Source organism: Streptomyces sp. NPDC002619, from assembly GCF_042889305.1.
Classification (GTDB): domain Bacteria; phylum Actinomycetota; class Actinomycetes; order Streptomycetales; family Streptomycetaceae; genus Streptomyces.
The window spans coordinates 1-18,696 of sequence record NZ_JBIAQV010000019.1; the positions used below are offsets into that span (position 1 = coordinate 1).

Consider the following 18,696-nt stretch of genomic DNA (forward strand, 5'->3'; position numbering starts at 1 on the left):
ACGCCCGGTTACATTTCGAACCCGGAAGCTAAGCCTTACAGCGCCGATGGTACTGCAGGGGGGACCCTGTGGGAGAGTAGGACACCGCCGAACAATTCTTCAAAGGGTTGGGTTCTGAACTTCGGTTCGGAGCCCAACCCTTTTTTGTTCGCCGTAACTTGACGTTCACGTTCCGCGCACAGCATCCACCACATGGGTACTGCTGCAATGCTGAGGGCCGCCGGCGTCGGAGTCGGTGACGAGGTCGTCGTGCCGGCCTTCGGGAACGTGGAAGTCGCCGAGGCCGTGACTCTTGCCGGTGCGATCCCGGTGTTCGCAGACATAGATCCGGTGACGTACTGCCTCGACGTGACCTCAGTCGAAGCGACCATAACTTCCCGTACCGCGGCCGTCGTTGTCGTCCATCGCTTTGGACGTCGGGCGGACCTCGGGCGGTTGCACGGTGTCGGTCAGCGGCACGGCCTGCTGGTGCTGGAGGAGGGGGAGTCCGAGGCGCCGTACGACGAGATCGCGCAGCGACGGCAGCGTGCCGCTTACCTCGACGCCAAGCTCAGGGGCGTACGCACGCCCGACGGCGGGGACGGGCACACTTTCCAACAGTACGTCGTGCGCGTGCCCGGCAATGGCCGGCCGGACCGGGACGCTTTCGCACGGGCCGTGCGAGCCAGGGGAGTTGAGTGCCGGGTGCCGGTGAAGACGCCCGTGCACCGGCTGCCCGAGTTCCGCCGCTGCGTGTCGCTGCCCGAGACGGAGGTGGCCGCCGACGAAACGCTCGCGCTTCCCGTGGACGCCACGTTGACCAAACGCGAGATGCAGCGGATAGTGTCGGCGTGCAATGCCCTCGGCGGATTGCTCCAGCCGGCTTTCTGAGCGGGGTTTGGGAACACGGTTCAGTTCAGGGTATGATCTATTCCGTTGCCGCGGGGGAAGCCCCGAAAACGCAACAGGCCCCTATAGCTCAGTCGGTAGAGCGTCTCCATGGTAAGGAGAAGGTCAACGGTTCGATTCCGTTTGGGGGCTCAGTCCAAAGGCCCCACCCGGTCGGGTGGGGCCTTTGTCGTGCCCAGATCCTTGCCCCGCTCCCTGTCCTAGTCCTTGTGCAGGCCCGGGACGCGCATCGCGAGGATCGCCATGTCGTCGGACGGGGCGTCGGAGGCGAAGCGCTCCACCGCGCGCATGATGCGCGCCGCCACCGCGCCCGCCGTGAGGCCTGTGCAGGTCGTGAGGACGTCGGCGAGGCCGTCGTCGCCCAGCATGCGGGTGCCCTCCCGGCGCTCCGTCACGCCGTCCGTGACGCAGAGCAGGACGTCGCCGGGGTCCAGGGTGACCGTCTGCTCGTACAGCTCCAGGTCCTCGATGACGCCGAGGAGCGGCTGGGGTTCGGCCGCCGCCTCCACCGTGCCGTCCTGGCGCAGCCGGAGGGGGAGCGGGTGCCCGGCGCAGACCACCTTCAGCTCCGCGCTGCCGTCCTCCTGGGGGCGCATCTCGCCGTACAAGAGGGTCAGGAAGCGGCTGCGGGCGCCCTCGTCGAGAATGGCCGAGTTCAGGCGCTCCAGGACCGCCGGGCCGGTGAGGCCCTCACGGGCGAGCAGGCGCAGTGCGTGCCGGGCGAGGCCGGTTACGGCCGCCGCGTTCGGGCCCGTACCGCAGACGTCGCCGATGGCGAAGCCGTAGGCGCCGTCGCGGATGGGGAAGACGTCGTAGAAGTCGCCGCCGACCTCGTTGCCCTCGCCGGCCGCGCGGTAGATGACCTCGACCTCCACGCCGTCGATCTGGGGGAGGCCGGGCGGCAGGAGGCTGCGCTGGAGGGACTGGCTGATGGCCGTGCGCTCCGAGTACAGGCGGGCGTTGTCCAGGGCCAGGGCGGCCCGGCGGGACAAGTCCTCGGCCAGCTCCAGGATTTCCTGGCGGAAGTGTTCGTCGGTCGGCTTGCCGAGCGTCAGCATGCCGATGACGCGGTTGCGGGCGACGAGCGGGAGGACGACGGTCTCGCCGCCCACCGCGGAGGCCGTGGCGAGCGTCGGGCCGATGCTCGAGGAGACCTGGTGCGTGGGGCCGCCGGTGAGGCCGAGGCTGCGCATGGAGGTACGCAGGGCGGCCTGGTGGGCCACCTCGGCGGGTGCCGTCCAGACGCGGGCGCCCGGGGTGGGTACCGGGTCCGGCGGGGGCATCTTCGACAACAACGACTTGATGCCGTCGATGAGTTCCTCGTCCTCGTGCAGGACGTACGAGAGGTACGGCTCCGAGGCCTGGTCGGCGATGGTGTAGACGGCACACCAGGTGGCCAGGGTCGGCACCGTCATCTGGGCCATGAGGGCCAGGGTCTGGTCGCGGTCCAGGGTGCCGGCCAGCAGGTCGGAGGCCTCGACGAGGAAGCTCAGCGAGCCGCGGCGCAGACGCTCGAGCTCGCCCAGGCGGGCCGATTCGACGGCCAGGGCGATGCGGTCGGCGGCGAACTGGAGGCGCAGGGCCTCCTCGTTGGAGTACCGGCTCGGTGCCTCGGCGGCGACACCGAGGGAGCCCGTGAGGCGGCCCTCGACCTTCAGCGGGACGGTGACGACCGAGCGCATGCCGGTGCCGCTCAGCAGCGGTACGGCGCCCGGTACGGCCGTGAGGTCGTCGTGGACGGCCGGCATACGGGCCGAGCCGTAGCGGCCGGGGCCCGCCTCGACGGGCACGCGCGCGAAGCGCTGGCGGGCCGAGGGCAGGCCGGTGGAGGCGCGGACCTCCAACTCGGTTTCGTCGTCGGTCGCCAGGAGCAGGAAGGCGGAGTCGGCGTCGAGCATGTCGCGGGCGCGTTCCACCGTGCGCTGCAGGAGGCCGTCGAGGTCGTCCGGGGCCGGCGAGCCGATGAACACCTCGAAGGGGTCGCTGCTCTGACCGTCGGCCGAGCCGGCGGTGTCCGGGGCCGGGACGCGCAACGGCGTCTGGAGTACGGCGCGTTCGTGGTCCCGGACCAGGAGGCAGACGGTGGAGGGCTCGCCGCCGGTGTCGCGGACCCTCAGATGCGAGGCGTACACCGGGGTGACACGGCCGTCGGCACCGCGGATGCCGTAACTGCCCTCCCACCGCGAGAGCTGGAGTGCCTCGACGATGCCGGTGCTGGTGCCCGGGGTGTGCGGCCAGGCCGCGAGGTCGGTGAGGGGCTTGCCGGTGACCTGGTCGGCGGGGTAGCCGAAGAGTTCCTCGGCGTCCTCGCTCCAGGCGGTGATGGCGCCCGTGCGGTCGATCTGGACGACAGCCACGCGGACCCGGCCGTCGGCGAGCGGCAGAAGCTCGGCGGGGAGCGAGGGTCCGGCGGAGCGGGTGCCCACCGGGCGCTCGGGGAGGTCGAGTTGGAACCAGACGTTCTTATGGGTCGGCGTGTACTCGACGCCCCAGCGGCCGGCGAGGGCCGCGCAGAGCTGGAGGCCGCGGCCGCCCTCGCGGTCTGGGCTGCCCATGTTGACGGGCGAGCCCTGGAGAGGGACCTCGCGTTCCGGATAGCGGTCGGCCACTTCGATCCGTACGCCGTCCTCGGTGCGCAGGCACAGGACGTCGGCGTGGGTGCCCGCGTGCACCACGGCGTTGGTGACCAGTTCGCTGGTGAGGACCACGGCGTCGTCGACGATGTCGGCGAAGCCCCAGCCCTGGAGCGTGTCGCGGACGAAGGACCGGGCGGTCGCGACGGAACGCCCGACGGGCTCGAAGCTGGCGGCCGCGCGCGCGGTGATCACAGAACTCCTCGACTTGTCGTCGACGTGCAGGACTCCGTGGCCGACCAGGTCGTGCCGCTGCTGCGGCATGTGTTCGCCCGTCGGCCGGCGGTCCGGGGTCTGTCCCCCGGGGATCAGTCCGGTGGTCATGTTCTGCGGCCGCCCCTCCGATTCCCGCTCGTTCTCGTGCCACCGCCCAGGCCGGACGGACCGGTGTGGCTGGACAGCCGGATGCAAGGTTACTTACCTTCGCCGTCCGAGCGGATGCCGGTCGCCGGTGTTTACGCCCCCCGTGTGCGGACGATGTGCGAAGCTGCCGAACTGTTATGGCCTGGTTCGGCAGGGGTGAAACACTGGGCAAGCTTCTTGTGAAGGTCCGGGCGGGCTGGGTGTGATCCGTGTAGCGCGGGCAGCAGTCTCTGGTGTGGCCGGATCTCCTCGGGCACGAATGCGCAGCAGTGAGCAGCAGTAACCGGTATCTGGTACGCCGAACAGAAGTACTCGAAGCACGGCAGCAATGGTCGACCCCTGCGGGAGGGACACAGTGGAGTCTGGCGCAGCGACGCGGGGCACGAAGACGCGCGCGAAAGGCGGACAGTCCCTGAGCAAGCAGCGAGGCGGCGGGACCACGGTGGTGGACACGGCTGCCCTGAACCGGCTGCTGGTGGCGCTCGTGGCGATGCGCGACGGGAACTTCCGCAAGCGGCTCACGGTGTCCGGGGACGGCGTGGTGTCGGAGATCGCCGCTGTCTTCAACGAGGTGGCCGACCGCAATCTCCATCTCACGGGTGAGCTGTCGCGGGTCCGGCGCATGGTCGGGCGTGAGGGAAAGCTCACAGAACGGCTGGAAACAGGTGCCTCCGAAGGCTCCTGGGCGGCCGCGATCGAGGCCTCCAACGCGTTGGTCGACGATCTCGTACGGCCCGTCTCCGAGGTCGGCCGGGTGCTGACCGCGGTGGCCGAGGGCGATCTGTCGCCGCGCATGGAGCTGCGCACGCAGGCGCCGGACGGGACCGGGCATCCGCTGCGGGGGGAGTTCCTGCGGGTCGGGCGGACCGTCAACAACCTGGTCGACCAGCTCTCGACGTTCACCGACGAGGTCACGCGCGTGGCCAGCGAGGTGGGCACTGAGGGCAAGTTGGGCGGTCAGGCACGCGTGCGCGGTATGTCCGGTTCGTGGAAGGACCTGACGGAGTCCGTCAACACGATGGCGAACCGGCTGACCGCGCAGGTCCGGGACATCGCGCTGGTGACCACCGCGGTGGCCCGGGGTGACCTGTCGCGCAAGGTCACCGTGCATGTGGCCGGCGAGATGCTGGAGCTGAAGAACACTGTCAACACGATGGTGGAGCAGCTGTCGTCGTTCTCCTCCGAGGTGACGCGGGTCGCCCGTGAGGTGGGCACGGAGGGCATCCTGGGCGGTCAGGCGCAGGTGCCCGGGGTGGCCGGCGTGTGGAAGGAGCTCACCGACTCGGTCAACACCATGGCGGGCAATCTGACCGCGCAGGTGCGTGGCATCTCCCAGGTCACCACCGCTGTCGCCAACGGCGATCTGTCGCAGAAGGTGACCGTTCCGGCGCGCGGTGAGGTCGCGCAGCTTGCCGAGACGATCAACCAGATGACCGAGACGCTGCGGATCTTCGCGGACGAGGTCACGCGTGTGGCCAACGAGGTCGGTGCCGAGGGGCGGCTCGGCGGTCAGGCGAACGTGCCGGGCGCGGCGGGGACGTGGAAAGACCTGACGGATTCCGTGAACACGGTTTTCCGGAACCTGACCACACAGGTGCGGGACATCGCCGCTGTGACGACGGCGGTGGCCAACGGCGATCTGTCGCAGACGGTCACGGTCGACGTGGCCGGCGAGATGCTCGAGTTGAAGAACACCGTCAACGGGATGGTTGATCAACTGTCGTCGTTCGGTGCCGAGGTCACGCGCGTGGCCCGGGAGATCGGCGTCGAGGGTGAGCTGGGCGGCCAGGCGCAGGTGGCCGGTGCGGCCGGTACGTGGAAGGACTTGACCGACTCCGTCAACACTGCATTCCGCAACCTCACCGGTCAGGTGCGCAACATCGCGCAGGTGACGACGGCGGTGGCCAACGGCGATCTGTCGCAGAAGGTCACGGTCGATGTCTCCGGCGAGATGCTCCAGCTGAAGAACACCGTGAACACGATGGTGGACCAGCTCTCCAGCTTCGCCGACCAGGTGACCCGGATGGCCAGGGACGTGGGCACGGAGGGCCGCCTCGGCGGTCAGGCGCGCGTGGACGGTGTCTCGGGCACCTGGAAGGAACTCACGGACTCCGTCAACTTCATGGCGGGCAACCTGACTTCCCAGGTGCGGCAGATCGCCCAGGTGACGACGGCCGTGGCCCGCGGTGACCTGTCGCAGAAGATTGATGTCGACGCCCGTGGCGAGATCCTCGAGTTGAAGAACACGATCAACACGATGGTCGACCAGCTCTCCGCCTTCGCCGACCAGGTCACCAAGGTGGCCCGCGAAGTGGGCACGGAGGGCCGCCTCGGCGGTCAGGCGCAGGTGCCCGGGGTGGCCGGTGTGTGGCGCGACCTGACCGACTCCGTGAACGGCATGGCCGGCAACCTCACCGCCCAGGTGCGCAACATCGCCCAGGTCGCGACGGCGGTGGCGCGCGGTGACCTCTCGCAGAAGATCACCGTGGACGCGCGCGGTGAGATCCAGGAACTGAAGAACACCCTGAACACGATGGTCGACCAGCTGTCGTCGTTCGCCCAGGAGGTCACGCGCGTCGCGCGCGAGGTGGGCACCGAGGGCATGCTGGGCGGCCAGGCCGAGGTGCAGGGGGTCGCGGGCACCTGGAAGGACCTCACGCAGTCCGTGAACTTCATGGCGAACAACCTGACCATCCAGGTGCGCAACATCGCCGAGGTCACGACCGCGGTCGCCAAGGGCGACCTGTCCAAGAAGATCACTGTTGACGCGAAGGGCGAGATTCTTGAGCTCGTCACGACGGTCAACACCATGGTTGATCAACTGTCGTCCTTCGCCGAGCAGGTGACCCGCGTGGCCCGTGAGGTGGGCACGGAGGGCATCCTCGGCGGGCAGGCGCACGTGCCGGGAGTCACGGGCATCTGGAAGGACCTCAGCAACAACGTGAACCTGATGGCCAACAACCTGACCATGCAGGTGCGCAACATCTCCCAGGTCTCGGCGGCCGTCGCCAACGGCGACCTCACGCGGCAGGTGACCATCGAGGCGCGCGGTGAGGTGGCGCAGCTCGCCGACACCATCAACACCATGGTGAAGACGCTGAGTTCGTTCGCCGACCAGGTCACAAAGGTGGCCCGTGAGGTGGGCACGGACGGCATCCTCGGCGGCCAGGCGCACGTACCGGGTGTGGCCGGTACGTGGAAGGACCTCACCGAGTCCGTGAACCAGATGGCGTCCAACCTGACGGGCCAGGTGCGCAACATCGCCATGGTCACCACGGCCATCGCCAAGGGTGACCTGACGAAGAAGATCGACATTGACGCACGCGGTGAGATCCTCGAACTCAAGACGACGATCAACACGATGGTCGACCAGCTGTCCAGCTTCGCCGAGGAGGTCACCCGGGTCGCCCGTGAGGTGGGCACCGAGGGTCAGCTCGGCGGGCAGGCACGCGTGCGTGACGTGGACGGCACCTGGCGCGACCTGACGGAGTCCGTGAACGAGATGGCCGGGAACCTCACCCGGCAGGTGCGGGCCATCGCGCGCGCGGCCACCGCGGTAACCCGCGGCGACCTCAACCTGAAGCTGGACGTGGACGCCGCCGGCGAGATCCAGGAGCTCCAGGACTACATCAACAAGATGATCGCCAACCTGCGTGACACCACGATCGCCAACGAGGAGCAGGACTGGCTCAAGGGCAACCTCGCCCGTATCTCGGCCCTGATGCAGGGCCGCCGCGACCTGGAGGACGTGGCCTCGCTGATCATGAGCGAGCTGACGCCGGTGGTCTCGGCGCAGCACGGCGCGTTCTTCCTGGCGATGCCGCTGGTCGACGGCAAGGACACGAGCGCCGAGCAGGAGGACGCGTACGAACTGCGCATGCTCGGTTCGTACGGCTACTCGATGGGCTCCATGCCGACGTCGTTCCGGCCGGGTGAGGGGTTGATCGGGACGGCGGGCCAGGAGAAACGTGCGATCATCGTGGAGAACGCGCCCAGCGGCTATCTGAAGATCTCTTCCGGGCTCGGGGAGGCCCCGCCCGCGCAGGTGATCGTCCTTCCGGTGCTGTTCGAGGGCAAGGTGCTCGGCGTCATCGAGCTGGCGTCCTTCGCGCCGTTCACGCAGATCCAGAAGGACTTCCTCAACCAGATCGCCGAGATGATCGCGACCAGCGTCAACACGATCTCCGTCAACACCAAGACGGAGCTGCTGCTGAAGCAGTCGCAGGAGCTGACCGAGCAACTCCGTGAGCGGTCGGCCGAGTTGGAGAACCGGCAGAAGGCGCTGCAGGCCTCGAACGCCGAGCTCGAGGAGAAGGCCGAGTTGCTGGCCCGGCAGAACCGCGACATCGAGGTCAAGAACACGGAGATCGAGGAGGCACGGCAGGTCCTGGAGGAGCGCGCCGAGCAACTCGCGGTCTCCATGCGCTACAAGAGCGAGTTCCTGGCCAACATGTCGCACGAGCTGCGCACCCCGCTCAACTCGCTGCTGATCCTGGCCAAGCTGCTCGCCGACAACGCCGACGCCAATCTGACACCGAAGCAGGTCGAGTTCGCCGAGACCATCCACGGCGCCGGCTCCGACCTGCTCCAGCTGATCAACGACATCCTCGACCTGTCGAAGGTCGAGGCGGGCAAGATGGACGTCTCGCCGACGCGCATCGCGCTCGTCCAGCTCGTCGACTACGTGGAGGCCACCTTCCGGCCGCTGACCGCGGAGAAGGGCCTCGACCTGTCCGTACGGGTCTCGCCCGAACTGCCCGCCACCCTGCACACCGACGAGCAGCGGCTGCTCCAGGTGCTGCGCAACCTGCTGTCGAACGCGGTGAAGTTCACCGACTCCGGCTCGGTCGAGCTGGTGATCCGGCCCGCCGGCGCGGACGTTCCGGTGGGCATCCGCGAGCAGCTGCTGGAGACCGGTTCGGTCAGCGACCCGGACGCGGCGCTGCTCGCGTTCTCGGTGACCGACACCGGGATCGGCATCGCGGCCAGCAAGATGCGGGTGATCTTCGAGGCGTTCAAGCAAGCCGACGGCACGACCAGCCGCAAGTACGGCGGTACGGGCCTCGGGCTGTCGATCTCGCGGGAGATCGCGCACCTGCTCGGCGGTGAGATCCATGCGCAGAGCGAGCCGGGACGCGGCTCGACGTTCACGTTGTATTTGCCGCTGCACCCGAGTGAACTGCCGCCGCAGGGCTATCAGCAATCCTTGCCGGTGCTGGCGGCGGGGGAACTGCTCGCCTCCGATCATCAGATGCCCGAGCTGTCCGACGCCGAGATCGAGACGCCGGCCGAGGTGAAGTCGTACCAGGAGACGCAGAACGGCGCTGCCGCGCTGTTCCGGCGCCGCCGCCGGGGCGCTCCGGTGGCCGAGCTGTGGCCGACCGGCGCTGCCGCCGCCCGGCAGGAGTCGGCACCCGAGCCGCACCGCGGCGTGCGGTTCGGCGGGGAGAAGGTGCTGATCGTCGACGACGACATCCGCAACGTCTTCGCGCTGACCAGCGTCCTGGAGCAGCACGGACTGTCCGTGCTGTACGCGGAGAACGGCCGCGAGGGCATCGAGGTCCTGGAACAGCACGACGACGTGGCGGTCGTCCTGATGGACATCATGATGCCCGAGATGGACGGGTACGCGACGACCACGGCGATCCGCAGGATGCCGCAGTTCGCCGGTCTGCCGATCATCGCGCTGACCGCGAAGGCCATGAAGGGCGACCGGGAGAAGGCGATCGAGTCGGGCGCTTCCGACTACGTCACGAAGCCGGTCGATCCCGATCACCTGCTGTCGGTGATGGAGCAGTGGATGCGCGAGGAATGAGGGGATCGGACGGGCTCCGGATGAACGTTACGGGAACCTTCGGCGGGCACACGGAGCTGCTGACTCCGGGTGCCCGGGGCCGTGTAGAGGTGTGGGATTCGGGGAACCTTCTGGTCCCCCGCCGCGTTTCTGCTACGTGCACAGTGACATCACGGTGACAGGGTGTGGCGACGGGCGGGGTGCGGCTACCATGACCGGCACAAGGACGGGCGGCGAAAGGGAGTCGTCCCCTGGGGCGGCGCCCGGTGTACCGCCGGGGCGAGGAGGGCGGGCCATGGTGCAGAAGGCCAAGATCCTCCTGGTCGATGACCGGCCGGAGAATCTGCTGGCGCTGGAGGCCATCCTCTCTGCGCTCGATCAGACGCTGGTGCGGGCATCGTCCGGGGAGGAAGCGCTCAAAGCACTGCTCACGGACGACTTCGCGGTCATTCTGCTGGACGTCCAGATGCCAGGAATGGACGGTTTCGAAACCGCGGCGCACATCAAGCGGCGCGAGCGGACCCGGGACATCCCGATCATCTTCCTCACTGCGATCAACCACGGTCCGCACCACACCTTCCGGGGCTACGCGGCGGGCGCGGTCGACTACATCTCCAAGCCCTTCGACCCATGGGTGCTGCGCGCGAAGGTCTCCGTGTTCGTCGAGCTGTACATGAAGAACTGCCAACTGCGGGAGCAGGCGGCGCTGCTGCGGCTCCAGCTGGAGGGCGGCGGCAAGAGCGCGGTCGGCCCCGGCAAGGAGCCGGCGGGACTGCTCGCCGAACTGTCCGCGCGGCTCGCGGCCGTCGAGGAGCAGGCTGAGGCGCTGTCCAAGCAGTTGGACGACGAGTCCGCGGACGCGGCGGCCGTGGCCACGGCCGCCCATCTCGAACGCAAACTCACGGGATTGCGCCGGGCGCTCGACGCCCTGGAGCCGGGCACCGGCGGCGGTGCCCCGACACTGCCGAGCCAGAACTGACGCCCGGGGCACGTCCGTTGCGCATGAGTGCGCGTCAGTTCCGTGCCGACGCAGGGGCGACACGAACGGGTGAAGCAGTAGGCACACGTGTCCGCTGTCGTCTCCACCGGTAACCTCACATCCATGGCCTCACGTCCCTCCGCAGCCAAGAAGCGGCCCGCGAAGAAGGCGGCTGCTCCCTCGAAGGCTCCGGCGAAGAAGGCCGCTGCGAAGAAGGCACCCGCCAAGAAGGCCGCCGCGAAGAAGTCGGCGCCGGCACCCAAGCCGGCGCCGAATCCCACCGGCGGCATCTACAAACTCGTGCGCGCCGTCTGGCTCGGCCTCGCGCACGCCGTCGGCGCCGTCTTCCGCGGGATAGGGCAGGGCGCGAAGAACCTCGACCCGGCGCACCGCAAGGACGGCGTCGCGCTGCTGCTGTTCGGCATCGCCCTGATCGTCGCCGCCGGCACCTGGGCCGATCTGCGCGGTCCCGTCGGCGACCTGGTGGAGATCCTGGTCACCGGCGCCTTCGGCCGCCTCGACCTGCTGGTGCCGATACTGCTTGCGGTCATCGCTGTGCGCCTCATCCGGCACCCCGAGCAGCCGGACGCCAACGGCCGTATCGTGATCGGCCTGTCCGCGCTCGCCATCGGTGTGCTCGGCCAGGTCCACATCGCCTGCGGCTCGCCCGCCCGCAGCGACGGCATGCAGGCCATAAGGGACGCCGGCGGCCTCATCGGCTGGGCGGCGGCGACCCCGCTGTCGTACTCGATGACCGACGTCCTCGCCGTACCGCTGCTCGTGCTGCTCGCGATCTTCGGACTGCTGGTCGTCACCGCCACCCCGGTCAACGCGATCCCGCAGCGGCTCCGTTCGCTCGGTGTGCGCCTCGGTCTCCTGCACGACCCGGTGCCGGACGAATTCGGCGAGGACGACGACGAGCGGTACGAGGAGCAGTGGCGCGAAGCGCTGCCCGCGCGCCCTCACAAGCGCCGGGGCGCCCCCGAGGCGTACGACACCGACAGCACCGAGCAGGAAGCCCTCTCCAAGCGCCGGAGCCGCCCCAGGCGCTCCGCGGTGCCGCAGCCCGACATGGGGCGGCAGATGGACGCCGTGGACGTCGCCGCGGCGGCCGCGGCCGCGCTCGACGGCGCCGTCCTGCACGGCATGCCGCCCTCGCCGCTTGTCGCCGACCTCACCCAGGGCGTGAGTGTGGGCGACCGCGAGAACACCACGCCGACTCCTGTCCCGGCGCCGGCCGCGCGGCCCAAGCAGGAGAAGCTCCCGGTCGAGAACGTCCCCGACCTGACCAAGTCGGCCCCCGAGGAGACCCGCGACCTGCCTCCGCGCGCGGAGCAACTCCAGCTCTCCGGCGACATCACCTACTCGCTGCCCTCGCTCGACCTCCTGCAGCGCGGCGGCCCCGGCAAGGCCCGCAGCGCGGCGAACGACGCCGTCGTCGCGTCGCTCACCAAGGTGTTCACCGAGTTCAAGGTCGACGCGCGCGTCACCGGCTTCACGCGCGGTCCCACGGTCACGCGCTACGAGGTCGAACTCGGCCCTGCCGTGAAGGTCGAGCGGATCACCGCGCTCACCAAGAACATCGCGTACGCCGTCGCCAGCCCGGACGTGCGGATCATCAGCCCCATTCCCGGCAAGTCCGCGGTCGGCATCGAGATCCCGAACACCGACCGGGAGATGGTCAACCTCGGCGACGTGCTGCGTCTCGCGGAGTCCGCGGAGGACGACGACCCGATGCTGGTCGCCTTCGGCAAGGACGTCGAGGGCGGCTACGTCATGCACTCGCTGGCGAAGATGCCGCACATCCTGGTGGCCGGCGCGACCGGTTCCGGCAAGTCGTCCTGCATCAACTGCCTGATCACGTCGGTCATGATGAGGGCGACCCCGGAGGACGTGCGCATGGTCCTCGTCGACCCCAAGCGCGTCGAACTGACAGCCTACGAGGGCATCCCGCACCTGATCACGCCGATCATCACCAACCCGAAGCGGGCCGCCGAGGCGCTCCAGTGGGTCGTACGGGAGATGGACCTCAGGTACGACGACCTGGCCGCGTTCGGGTACCGGCACATCGACGACTTCAACGAGGCCATCCGCAACGGCGAGGTGAAGCTGCCCGAGGGCAGCGAGCGGGAACTCCAGCCGTATCCGTACCTGCTGGTGATCGTGGACGAGCTCGCCGACCTGATGATGGTCGCCCCGCGCGACGTCGAGGACGCGATCGTGCGTATCACGCAACTGGCGCGCGCGGCAGGCATCCACCTCGTCCTCGCGACCCAGCGGCCTTCCGTCGACGTGGTCACCGGACTGATCAAGGCCAACGTGCCCTCGCGGCTGGCGTTCGCCACCTCCTCGCTCGCCGACTCCCGCGTCATCCTCGACCAGCCAGGCGCCGAGAAGCTGATCGGCAAGGGCGACGGGCTCTTCCTGCCGATGGGGGCGAACAAGCCGACCCGTATGCAGGGCGCGTTCGTCACCGAGGCGGAGGTCGCGGTCGTCGTCCAGCACTGCAAGGACCAGATGGCGCCGGTCTTCCGGGACGACGTCACGGTGGGCACCAAGCAGAAGAAGGAGATCGACGAGGACATCGGCGACGACCTCGACCTGCTGTGCCAGGCGGCCGAACTGGTCGTCTCCACGCAGTTCGGATCGACGTCCATGCTCCAGCGCAAGCTGCGCGTCGGCTTCGCGAAGGCCGGGCGGCTCATGGACCTCATGGAGTCCCGCAACGTCGTCGGCCCGAGCGAGGGTTCCAAGGCACGTGACGTTCTTGTGAAACCCGACGAGCTGGATGGCGTGCTCGCCGTGATCCGTGGGGAGTCTGAGGGATAGAGAAGCCGGCCGTCCGGTCCTGCGGGTAGGGCCGGGTGGACGCGTCGTGATCCACTCGTTAGAGATCGGCGGGCAACCGTTTCCCCTTGACGCACGTCAAGTTGAGCGAAAGGACAGGCGCGGGCCCCACACTGGAGTTCGTACCCGTCCCGTCGTCGGGATGTCCGGCCATACCGATGGCGTACAGATTGATACCGCCCGGTTGCCCCACCCTTTCGTACCCCCCATAGACTGAACTTCCAGCACAGGTGGCTACACGCTCGAAAGGCGCCCCCGTGTCCATCGGCAGCAACTCCCCTGAAGACGAGCGTCCGTTCCAAGACGTATCCGAGGAATCCCGTACCTCCGTGGGCCGCGCCCTTCAGCAGGCGCGCACCGCGGCCGGGCTGACCGTCGACGACGTCAGTAGCGCCACTCGGGTGCGCATCGCCATCGTGCACGCCATCGAGGCGGACAACTTCGCGCCCTGCGGCGGAGACGTGTATGCCCGCGGGCACATCAGGACCCTGGCCAAGGCCGTGCACCTCGATCCGGCCCCGCTGCTCGCGCGGTACGAGGCCGAGCACGGCGGGCGCCCGGCGCCGACGCCGGCCGCCCCGCTGTTCGAGGCGGAACGTATCCGCCCGGAGCGGCGCGGACCCAACTGGACCGCTGCCATGGTCGCCGCGATCGTCGCCGTGGTCGGCTTCGTCGGGTTCACCGTCTTCAAGGGCGGCGACGACGGGAGCAACGCCAAGGACGAGGTCGCCCAGGGCGCCACGCCCTCGACCAGCAAGGCCGCCTCGCCCAAGCCCTCGGGCAGCAAGCCCGCCGCCGAGAAGCCCGAGCCGTCCGACAGCGCGATCGCGGCCGCGCCCCAGGACAAGGTCACCGTCCAGGTCAGCGCCGTCGACGGGCGCAGCTGGATCTCGGCCAAGGACCACAACGGCCGCATGCTCTTCGACGGGCTCCTCAAGAAGGGCGACTCCAAGACCTTCCAGGACAGCTCGAAGATCAACCTCATCCTCGGCGACGCCGGCGCGATCCAGCTCTACGTGAACGGCAAGAAGATCGAGGACGACTTCCAGCCGGGCGCCGTGGAGCGTCTGACGTACACGAAGGGCGACCCCCAGGTCGGCTAGTCGGCCCGGCAGGGCGCGACACCACGGGGTTGGCCGAGAACGGTCAACCCCGTCGACGTGGGGTGTCAGTCAGACAAAGTAGTCTTGAGCCCATGCCTGAACGCCGTACCGTCGCACTAGTCACTCTCGGCTGCGCCCGTAACGAGGTGGACTCGGAGGAGCTCGCAGGCCGTTTGGAGGCGGACGGCTGGCAGCTTGTGGAGGACGCCGGGGACGCCGATGTCGCCGTGGTCAACACCTGTGGCTTCGTGGAAGCCGCCAAGAAAGACTCCGTGGACGCCCTCTTGGAGGCCAACGACCTCAAGGGACACGGAAGAACGCAGGCCGTCGTGGCGGTGGGCTGCATGGCCGAGCGGTACGGCAAGGAGCTCGCCGAGGCCCTCCCCGAGGCCGACGGCGTGCTGGGCTTCGACGACTACACGGACATCTCCGACCGTCTGCAGACCATCCTGAGCGGCGGCATCCATGCCGCCCACACCCCGCGCGACCGGCGCATGCTGCTGCCGATCAGCCCGGCCGAGCGACAGGTTTCTGCCACCGAGGTGGCGCTTCCCGGACACGGCGCCCCGGTGGACCTCCCCGAGGGCCTGGCCCCGGAGTCCGGCCCACGTGCGCCCCTGCGGCGCCGTCTGGACGGCTCCCCGGTCGCCTCGGTCAAGCTCGCTTCCGGCTGCGACCGCCGCTGCTCCTTCTGCGCCATCCCCTCCTTCCGCGGCTCCTTCATCTCACGCCGCCCCAGCGACGTGCTGAACGAGACGCGGTGGCTGGCAGAACAGGGCGTGAAGGAGATCATGCTGGTCTCCGAGAACAACACCTCGTACGGCAAGGACCTGGGCGACATCCGCCTCCTCGAGTCCCTGCTGCCCGAGCTCTCCGGGGTCGACGGCATCGAGCGGGTGCGCGTGAGCTACCTCCAGCCCGCGGAGATGCGCCCGGGCCTGATCGACGTGCTGACGTCCACCCCGAAGATCGCCCCTTACTTCGATCTGTCCTTCCAGCACTCCGCCCCGGACGTGCTGCGCGCGATGCGCCGCTTCGGCGACACCGATCGCTTCCTGGAACTGCTCGACACCATCCGCGCCAAGGCCCCGCAGGCCGGCGTGCGCTCGAACTTCATCGTCGGCTTCCCCGGCGAGTCCGAGTCCGACCTCGCCGAGCTCGAGCGCTTCCTGATCCACGCGCGACTGGACGCGATCGGCGTCTTCGGCTACTCCGACGAGGAGGGCACGGAAGCCGCGACGTACGACCACAAGCTCGACGAGGACGTCGTCGCCGAGCGGCTGGCCCACATCTCCCGGCTCGCCGAGGAACTCGTCTCGCAGCGGGCCGAGGAGCGCCTGGGCGAGACCGTGGACGTGCTGGTGGAGTCCGTCGACGGCGAGGACGGCCCGTACGGCCGCGGCGCACACCAGGCCCCGGAGACCGACGGCCAGGTTCTGCTCACAAGCGGCGAAGGCCTGCGCGTCGGCCGTATCGTCGAGGCGAAGGTGGTCGGTACGGAGGGTGTCGACCTCGTGGCCGAGCCGCTCCAGGGCTCGCTCGCGTGTGGTGAGGAGGCGGGCAGATGACCGGAGTCCCGGCATCCGCCGCGGGCGGCTCCTCCGGCGCGCAGGGCGCCACGGGCTCCGCCGCCGGCGGTTCCGCTTCCGGCCCTGAGGGCGGAGCCAGGTCCGCGCGCGGCGGGAAGGTCGTGGCCGCAGCCGTCAACCAGGCCAGCGTCTGGAACATCGCCAACCTGCTGACCATGCTCCGGCTGCTCCTCGTCCCCGGCTTCGTGGCGCTGATGCTGGCCGGCGGGGGGTACGACCCCGCGTGGCGCTCGCTGGCCTGGGCGGCCTTCGCCATCGCCATGATCACCGACCTGTTCGACGGTCATCTGGCCCGGACGTACAACCTCGTCACCGACTTCGGGAAGATCGCCGACCCCATCGCCGACAAGGCGATCATGGGCGCGGCGCTGATCTGTCTCTCCTCGCTGGGCGATCTGCCGTGGTGGGTGACGGTGGTCATCCTCGGCCGGGAACTCGGCATCACGCTGCTGCGTTTTCTCGTCATCCGGTACGGCGTGATCCCCGCGAGCCGCGGCGGCAAGCTCAAGACACTCACCCAGGGCGTGGCCGTGGGGATGTATGTGCTGGCGCTGACGGGCTGGCTGGCGACCCTGAGGTTCTGGGTGATGGCGGCGGCGGTCGTGCTGACCGTGGTGACCGGGCTCGACTATGTGAGACAGGCCATTGTGCTGCGCAGGCAGGGAATCGCCGAGCGGCAGGCAGCGTTGGAGGATTCGGAAGGGTGAAGTCCGCGGCCACCGAAGTGGTGCGACTACTCACGGTGAGGGGCGAGACGCTCGCCATCGCCGAGTCGCTCACGGGTGGCCTGGTTGCGGCGGAGATCACATCGGTTCCCGGGGCCTCCAAGGCCTTCCGGGGCTCGGTCACCGCCTACGCCACGGGACTCAAGCACGAGCTACTGGGCGTCGACGCCACTCTGCTGGCCCAGCGCGGTGCGGTGGATCCGCAGGTCGCGGCCCAGATGGCGGCCGGAGTGAGAAAGGCTCTCGGCGCCGACTGGGGCCTCGCGACGACCGGTGTCGCCGGACCCGAGCCACAGGACGGGCAGCCCGTCGGGACGGTTTTCGTGGCGGTGGACGGGCCTCTCGGGTCGGATTCCGGTTCCGCCGGCGGCGGAAAAGTGGAGGCGTTGCGGTTGAACGGCGACCGCGCGGACATTCGTATGGAGAGTGTACGGAGCGTACTCGCACTGCTCTTGAAGGAGCTTGCGGGCGAACAGACTGGAAATGAGCGGGCACAGGATACGGAACGGAACGGGGGGTTTTGATGTTTGCAGCCCTGAGTGAACACGACATCGCTCCCCGCACGGCCGCGGCGCAAGGCGGTACGGTGGGGCGAGAAGGATGCGGCTACGCGGTCCGAGGAGGGAGCCACCGATGATTCTGCTCCGTCGCCTGCTTGGTGACGTGCTGCGTCGGCAGCGCCAACGCCAGGGCCGTACTCTGCGCGAAGTCTCCTCGTCCGCCCGAGTCTCACTCGGCTATCTCTCCGAGGTGGAGCGGGGGCAGAAGGAGGCTTCCTCCGAACTGCTCTCCGCCATCTGCGACGCGCTGGACGTACGGATGTCCGAGCTCATGCGGGAAGTGAGCGACGAGCTCGCCCTCGCCGAGCTGGCCCGGTCTGCCGCGGCCACCGAGTCCGTGCCCGCGCCGGTTCGTCCGATGCTGGGCTCCGTCTCAGTGACCGGTGTGCCACCGGAACGGGTGACCATCAAGGCGCCCGCCGAGGCGGTGGATGTGGTCGCCGCGTGACGTTCACGCGCGTGGCTCTGTAACGCGACACGTCAAAGGCCCCGGTCGGGGCTTCTCCGGGACGATCCCGGGGGAGTCAGGCCGGGGCCTTCGCGCTGTCCGCCTTCCAGGCGCCCGCCTGCATGGCGTTCCGGTTTGCGTCCATTTGCCGGTATCCGATGCACCCGTCATGGTGGGAGGGACATGTCAGGACGAATCATCGGAGGGTGTGGTGTACGTCGTGAAGAGCCCGTTGTCCGACGCGGATCTGAAGATCGTGTCCGAGGCGCTCCAGGGGGCACTCGTCGATCTGGTGGACCTCTCGCTGGTCGCGAAGCAGATCCACTGGAACATCGTCGGCCCCCGCTTCCGGTCCATCCACCTCCAGCTGGACGAGGTCGTCGCCTCCGCGCGGACCCACTCCGACCTCGTGGCGGAGCGGGCGTCGACGCTGGGCGTCCCGCCCGACGGGCGCGCGCCGACCGTGGCCTCCAGCAGCGGCATAGGACCGGCGCCCTCGGGCTGGGTCAAGGACACGGACGCCGTTGGGACGCTCGTGGACGCGCTGGGTGCCGTCATTGCGCGTATGCGGGAGCGGGTCCTGGCGACGGGTGAGGCGGATCCGGTGACCCAGGACATCTTCATCGGGATCACGGCGGACCTCGAGAAACACCACTGGATGTTCCAGGCCGAGAACGCGTAGCGCCCCGGTGAGTGACGCGGTGCCGACCCGGGCCGGGCCGCCGGCGGTGCGTTCGTGTGCCCCTGGTGCGCCCTCCCTCGTGGTG

11 protein-coding genes, 1 tRNA gene and 1 rRNA gene are annotated in these 18,696 nt (G+C 69.1%); 12 read left to right on the forward strand and 1 reads right to left on the reverse strand.

Annotated elements, in window-relative coordinates:
• The 3 genes from rrf to ACFYXB_RS26490 form a co-directional block, all read left to right on the forward strand.
• Positions 1–93 (forward strand): 5S ribosomal RNA (gene rrf / locus ACFYXB_RS26480); the annotation flags it as partial.
• A gap of 114 nt (positions 94–207) precedes the next feature.
• A complete protein-coding gene (locus ACFYXB_RS26485) occupies positions 208–870 on the forward strand; it encodes a DegT/DnrJ/EryC1/StrS family aminotransferase (RefSeq protein ID WP_389586744.1) in 663 nt (220 codons plus the stop codon).
• 77 nt (positions 871–947) lie between these two features.
• Positions 948–1,020, forward strand: a tRNA-Thr gene (locus ACFYXB_RS26490).
• Between the two features lie 68 nt (positions 1,021–1,088).
• Here the strand turns inward: ACFYXB_RS26490 and ACFYXB_RS26495 are convergent.
• The gene (locus ACFYXB_RS26495) at positions 1,089–3,845 is read right to left on the reverse strand and encodes a SpoIIE family protein phosphatase (protein ID WP_389586554.1); all 2,757 of its coding nucleotides are present in this window, start codon (positions 3,843–3,845) and stop codon (positions 1,089–1,091) included.
• Positions 3,846–4,239: 394 nt separating this feature from the next.
• On the opposite strand from ACFYXB_RS26495, the gene ACFYXB_RS26500 reads away from it, so the two are divergent.
• The 9 genes from ACFYXB_RS26500 to ACFYXB_RS26540 all read left to right on the forward strand — a co-directional run bounded on the left by ACFYXB_RS26500 (position 4,240) and on the right by ACFYXB_RS26540 (position 18,611).
• The gene (locus ACFYXB_RS26500) at positions 4,240–9,699 is read left to right on the forward strand and encodes a HAMP domain-containing protein (protein ID WP_389586556.1); all 5,460 of its coding nucleotides are present in this window, start codon (positions 4,240–4,242) and stop codon (positions 9,697–9,699) included.
• Positions 9,700–9,973: 274 nt separating this feature from the next.
• Positions 9,974–10,657, forward strand: coding sequence for a response regulator (locus ACFYXB_RS26505; RefSeq protein WP_351359563.1), 684 nt, complete (start codon positions 9,974–9,976; stop codon positions 10,655–10,657).
• Between the two features lie 123 nt (positions 10,658–10,780).
• A complete protein-coding gene (locus ACFYXB_RS26510; protein WP_389586558.1) occupies positions 10,781–13,486 on the forward strand; it encodes a DNA translocase FtsK in 2,706 nt (901 codons plus the stop codon).
• A 275-nt stretch (positions 13,487–13,761) separates the two neighbouring features.
• The gene (locus tag ACFYXB_RS26515) at positions 13,762–14,607 is read left to right on the forward strand and encodes a helix-turn-helix domain-containing protein (RefSeq protein WP_389586560.1); all 846 of its coding nucleotides are present in this window, start codon (positions 13,762–13,764) and stop codon (positions 14,605–14,607) included.
• A 92-nt stretch (positions 14,608–14,699) separates the two neighbouring features.
• Positions 14,700–16,175: a 30S ribosomal protein S12 methylthiotransferase RimO gene (gene rimO, locus ACFYXB_RS26520; protein WP_351359572.1), complete on the forward strand. Its 1,476-nt coding sequence runs from the start codon at positions 14,700–14,702 to the stop codon at positions 16,173–16,175.
• Positions 16,172–16,903 carry a CDP-diacylglycerol--glycerol-3-phosphate 3-phosphatidyltransferase gene (gene pgsA / locus ACFYXB_RS26525; RefSeq protein WP_389586563.1) on the forward strand — a complete coding sequence of 244 codons (732 nt, stop codon included), beginning with the start codon at positions 16,172–16,174 and terminating at the stop codon, positions 16,901–16,903. Before rimO ends, pgsA begins: the two co-directional genes overlap by 4 nt.
• Positions 16,900–17,445, forward strand: coding sequence for a CinA family protein (locus tag ACFYXB_RS26530; RefSeq protein ID WP_389586565.1), 546 nt, complete (start codon positions 16,900–16,902; stop codon positions 17,443–17,445). Before pgsA ends, ACFYXB_RS26530 begins: the two co-directional genes overlap by 4 nt.
• A 109-nt stretch (positions 17,446–17,554) precedes the next feature.
• Entirely contained in the window at positions 17,555–17,929 is a 375-nt protein-coding gene (locus ACFYXB_RS26535; RefSeq protein ID WP_351359580.1) for a helix-turn-helix transcriptional regulator, read from the forward strand.
• A gap of 211 nt (positions 17,930–18,140) precedes the next feature.
• A complete protein-coding gene (locus ACFYXB_RS26540) occupies positions 18,141–18,611 on the forward strand; it encodes a Dps family protein (RefSeq protein WP_389586745.1) in 471 nt (156 codons plus the stop codon).
• The last annotated feature ends 85 nt before the right edge of the window (positions 18,612–18,696 follow it).

What these genes read in the sequence shown, in the direction of transcription:
- ACFYXB_RS26510 (WP_389586558.1), top strand. Translation starts at nt 10,781, where the DNA reads ATGGCCTCACGTCCCTCCGCAGCCAAGAAGCGGCCCGCGAAGAAGGCG.
- rimO (WP_351359572.1), top strand. Translation starts at nt 14,700, where the DNA reads ATGCCTGAACGCCGTACCGTCGCACTAGTCACTCTCGGCTGCGCCCGT.
- ACFYXB_RS26485 (WP_389586744.1), top strand. Translation starts at nt 208, where the DNA reads ATGCTGAGGGCCGCCGGCGTCGGAGTCGGTGACGAGGTCGTCGTGCCG.
- ACFYXB_RS26495 (WP_389586554.1), bottom strand. Translation starts at nt 3,845, where the DNA reads ATGACCACCGGACTGATCCCCGGGGGACAGACCCCGGACCGCCGGCCG.
- ACFYXB_RS26505 (WP_351359563.1), top strand. Translation starts at nt 9,974, where the DNA reads ATGGTGCAGAAGGCCAAGATCCTCCTGGTCGATGACCGGCCGGAGAAT.
- ACFYXB_RS26535 (WP_351359580.1), top strand. Translation starts at nt 17,555, where the DNA reads ATGATTCTGCTCCGTCGCCTGCTTGGTGACGTGCTGCGTCGGCAGCGC.
- pgsA (WP_389586563.1), top strand. Translation starts at nt 16,172, where the DNA reads ATGACCGGAGTCCCGGCATCCGCCGCGGGCGGCTCCTCCGGCGCGCAG.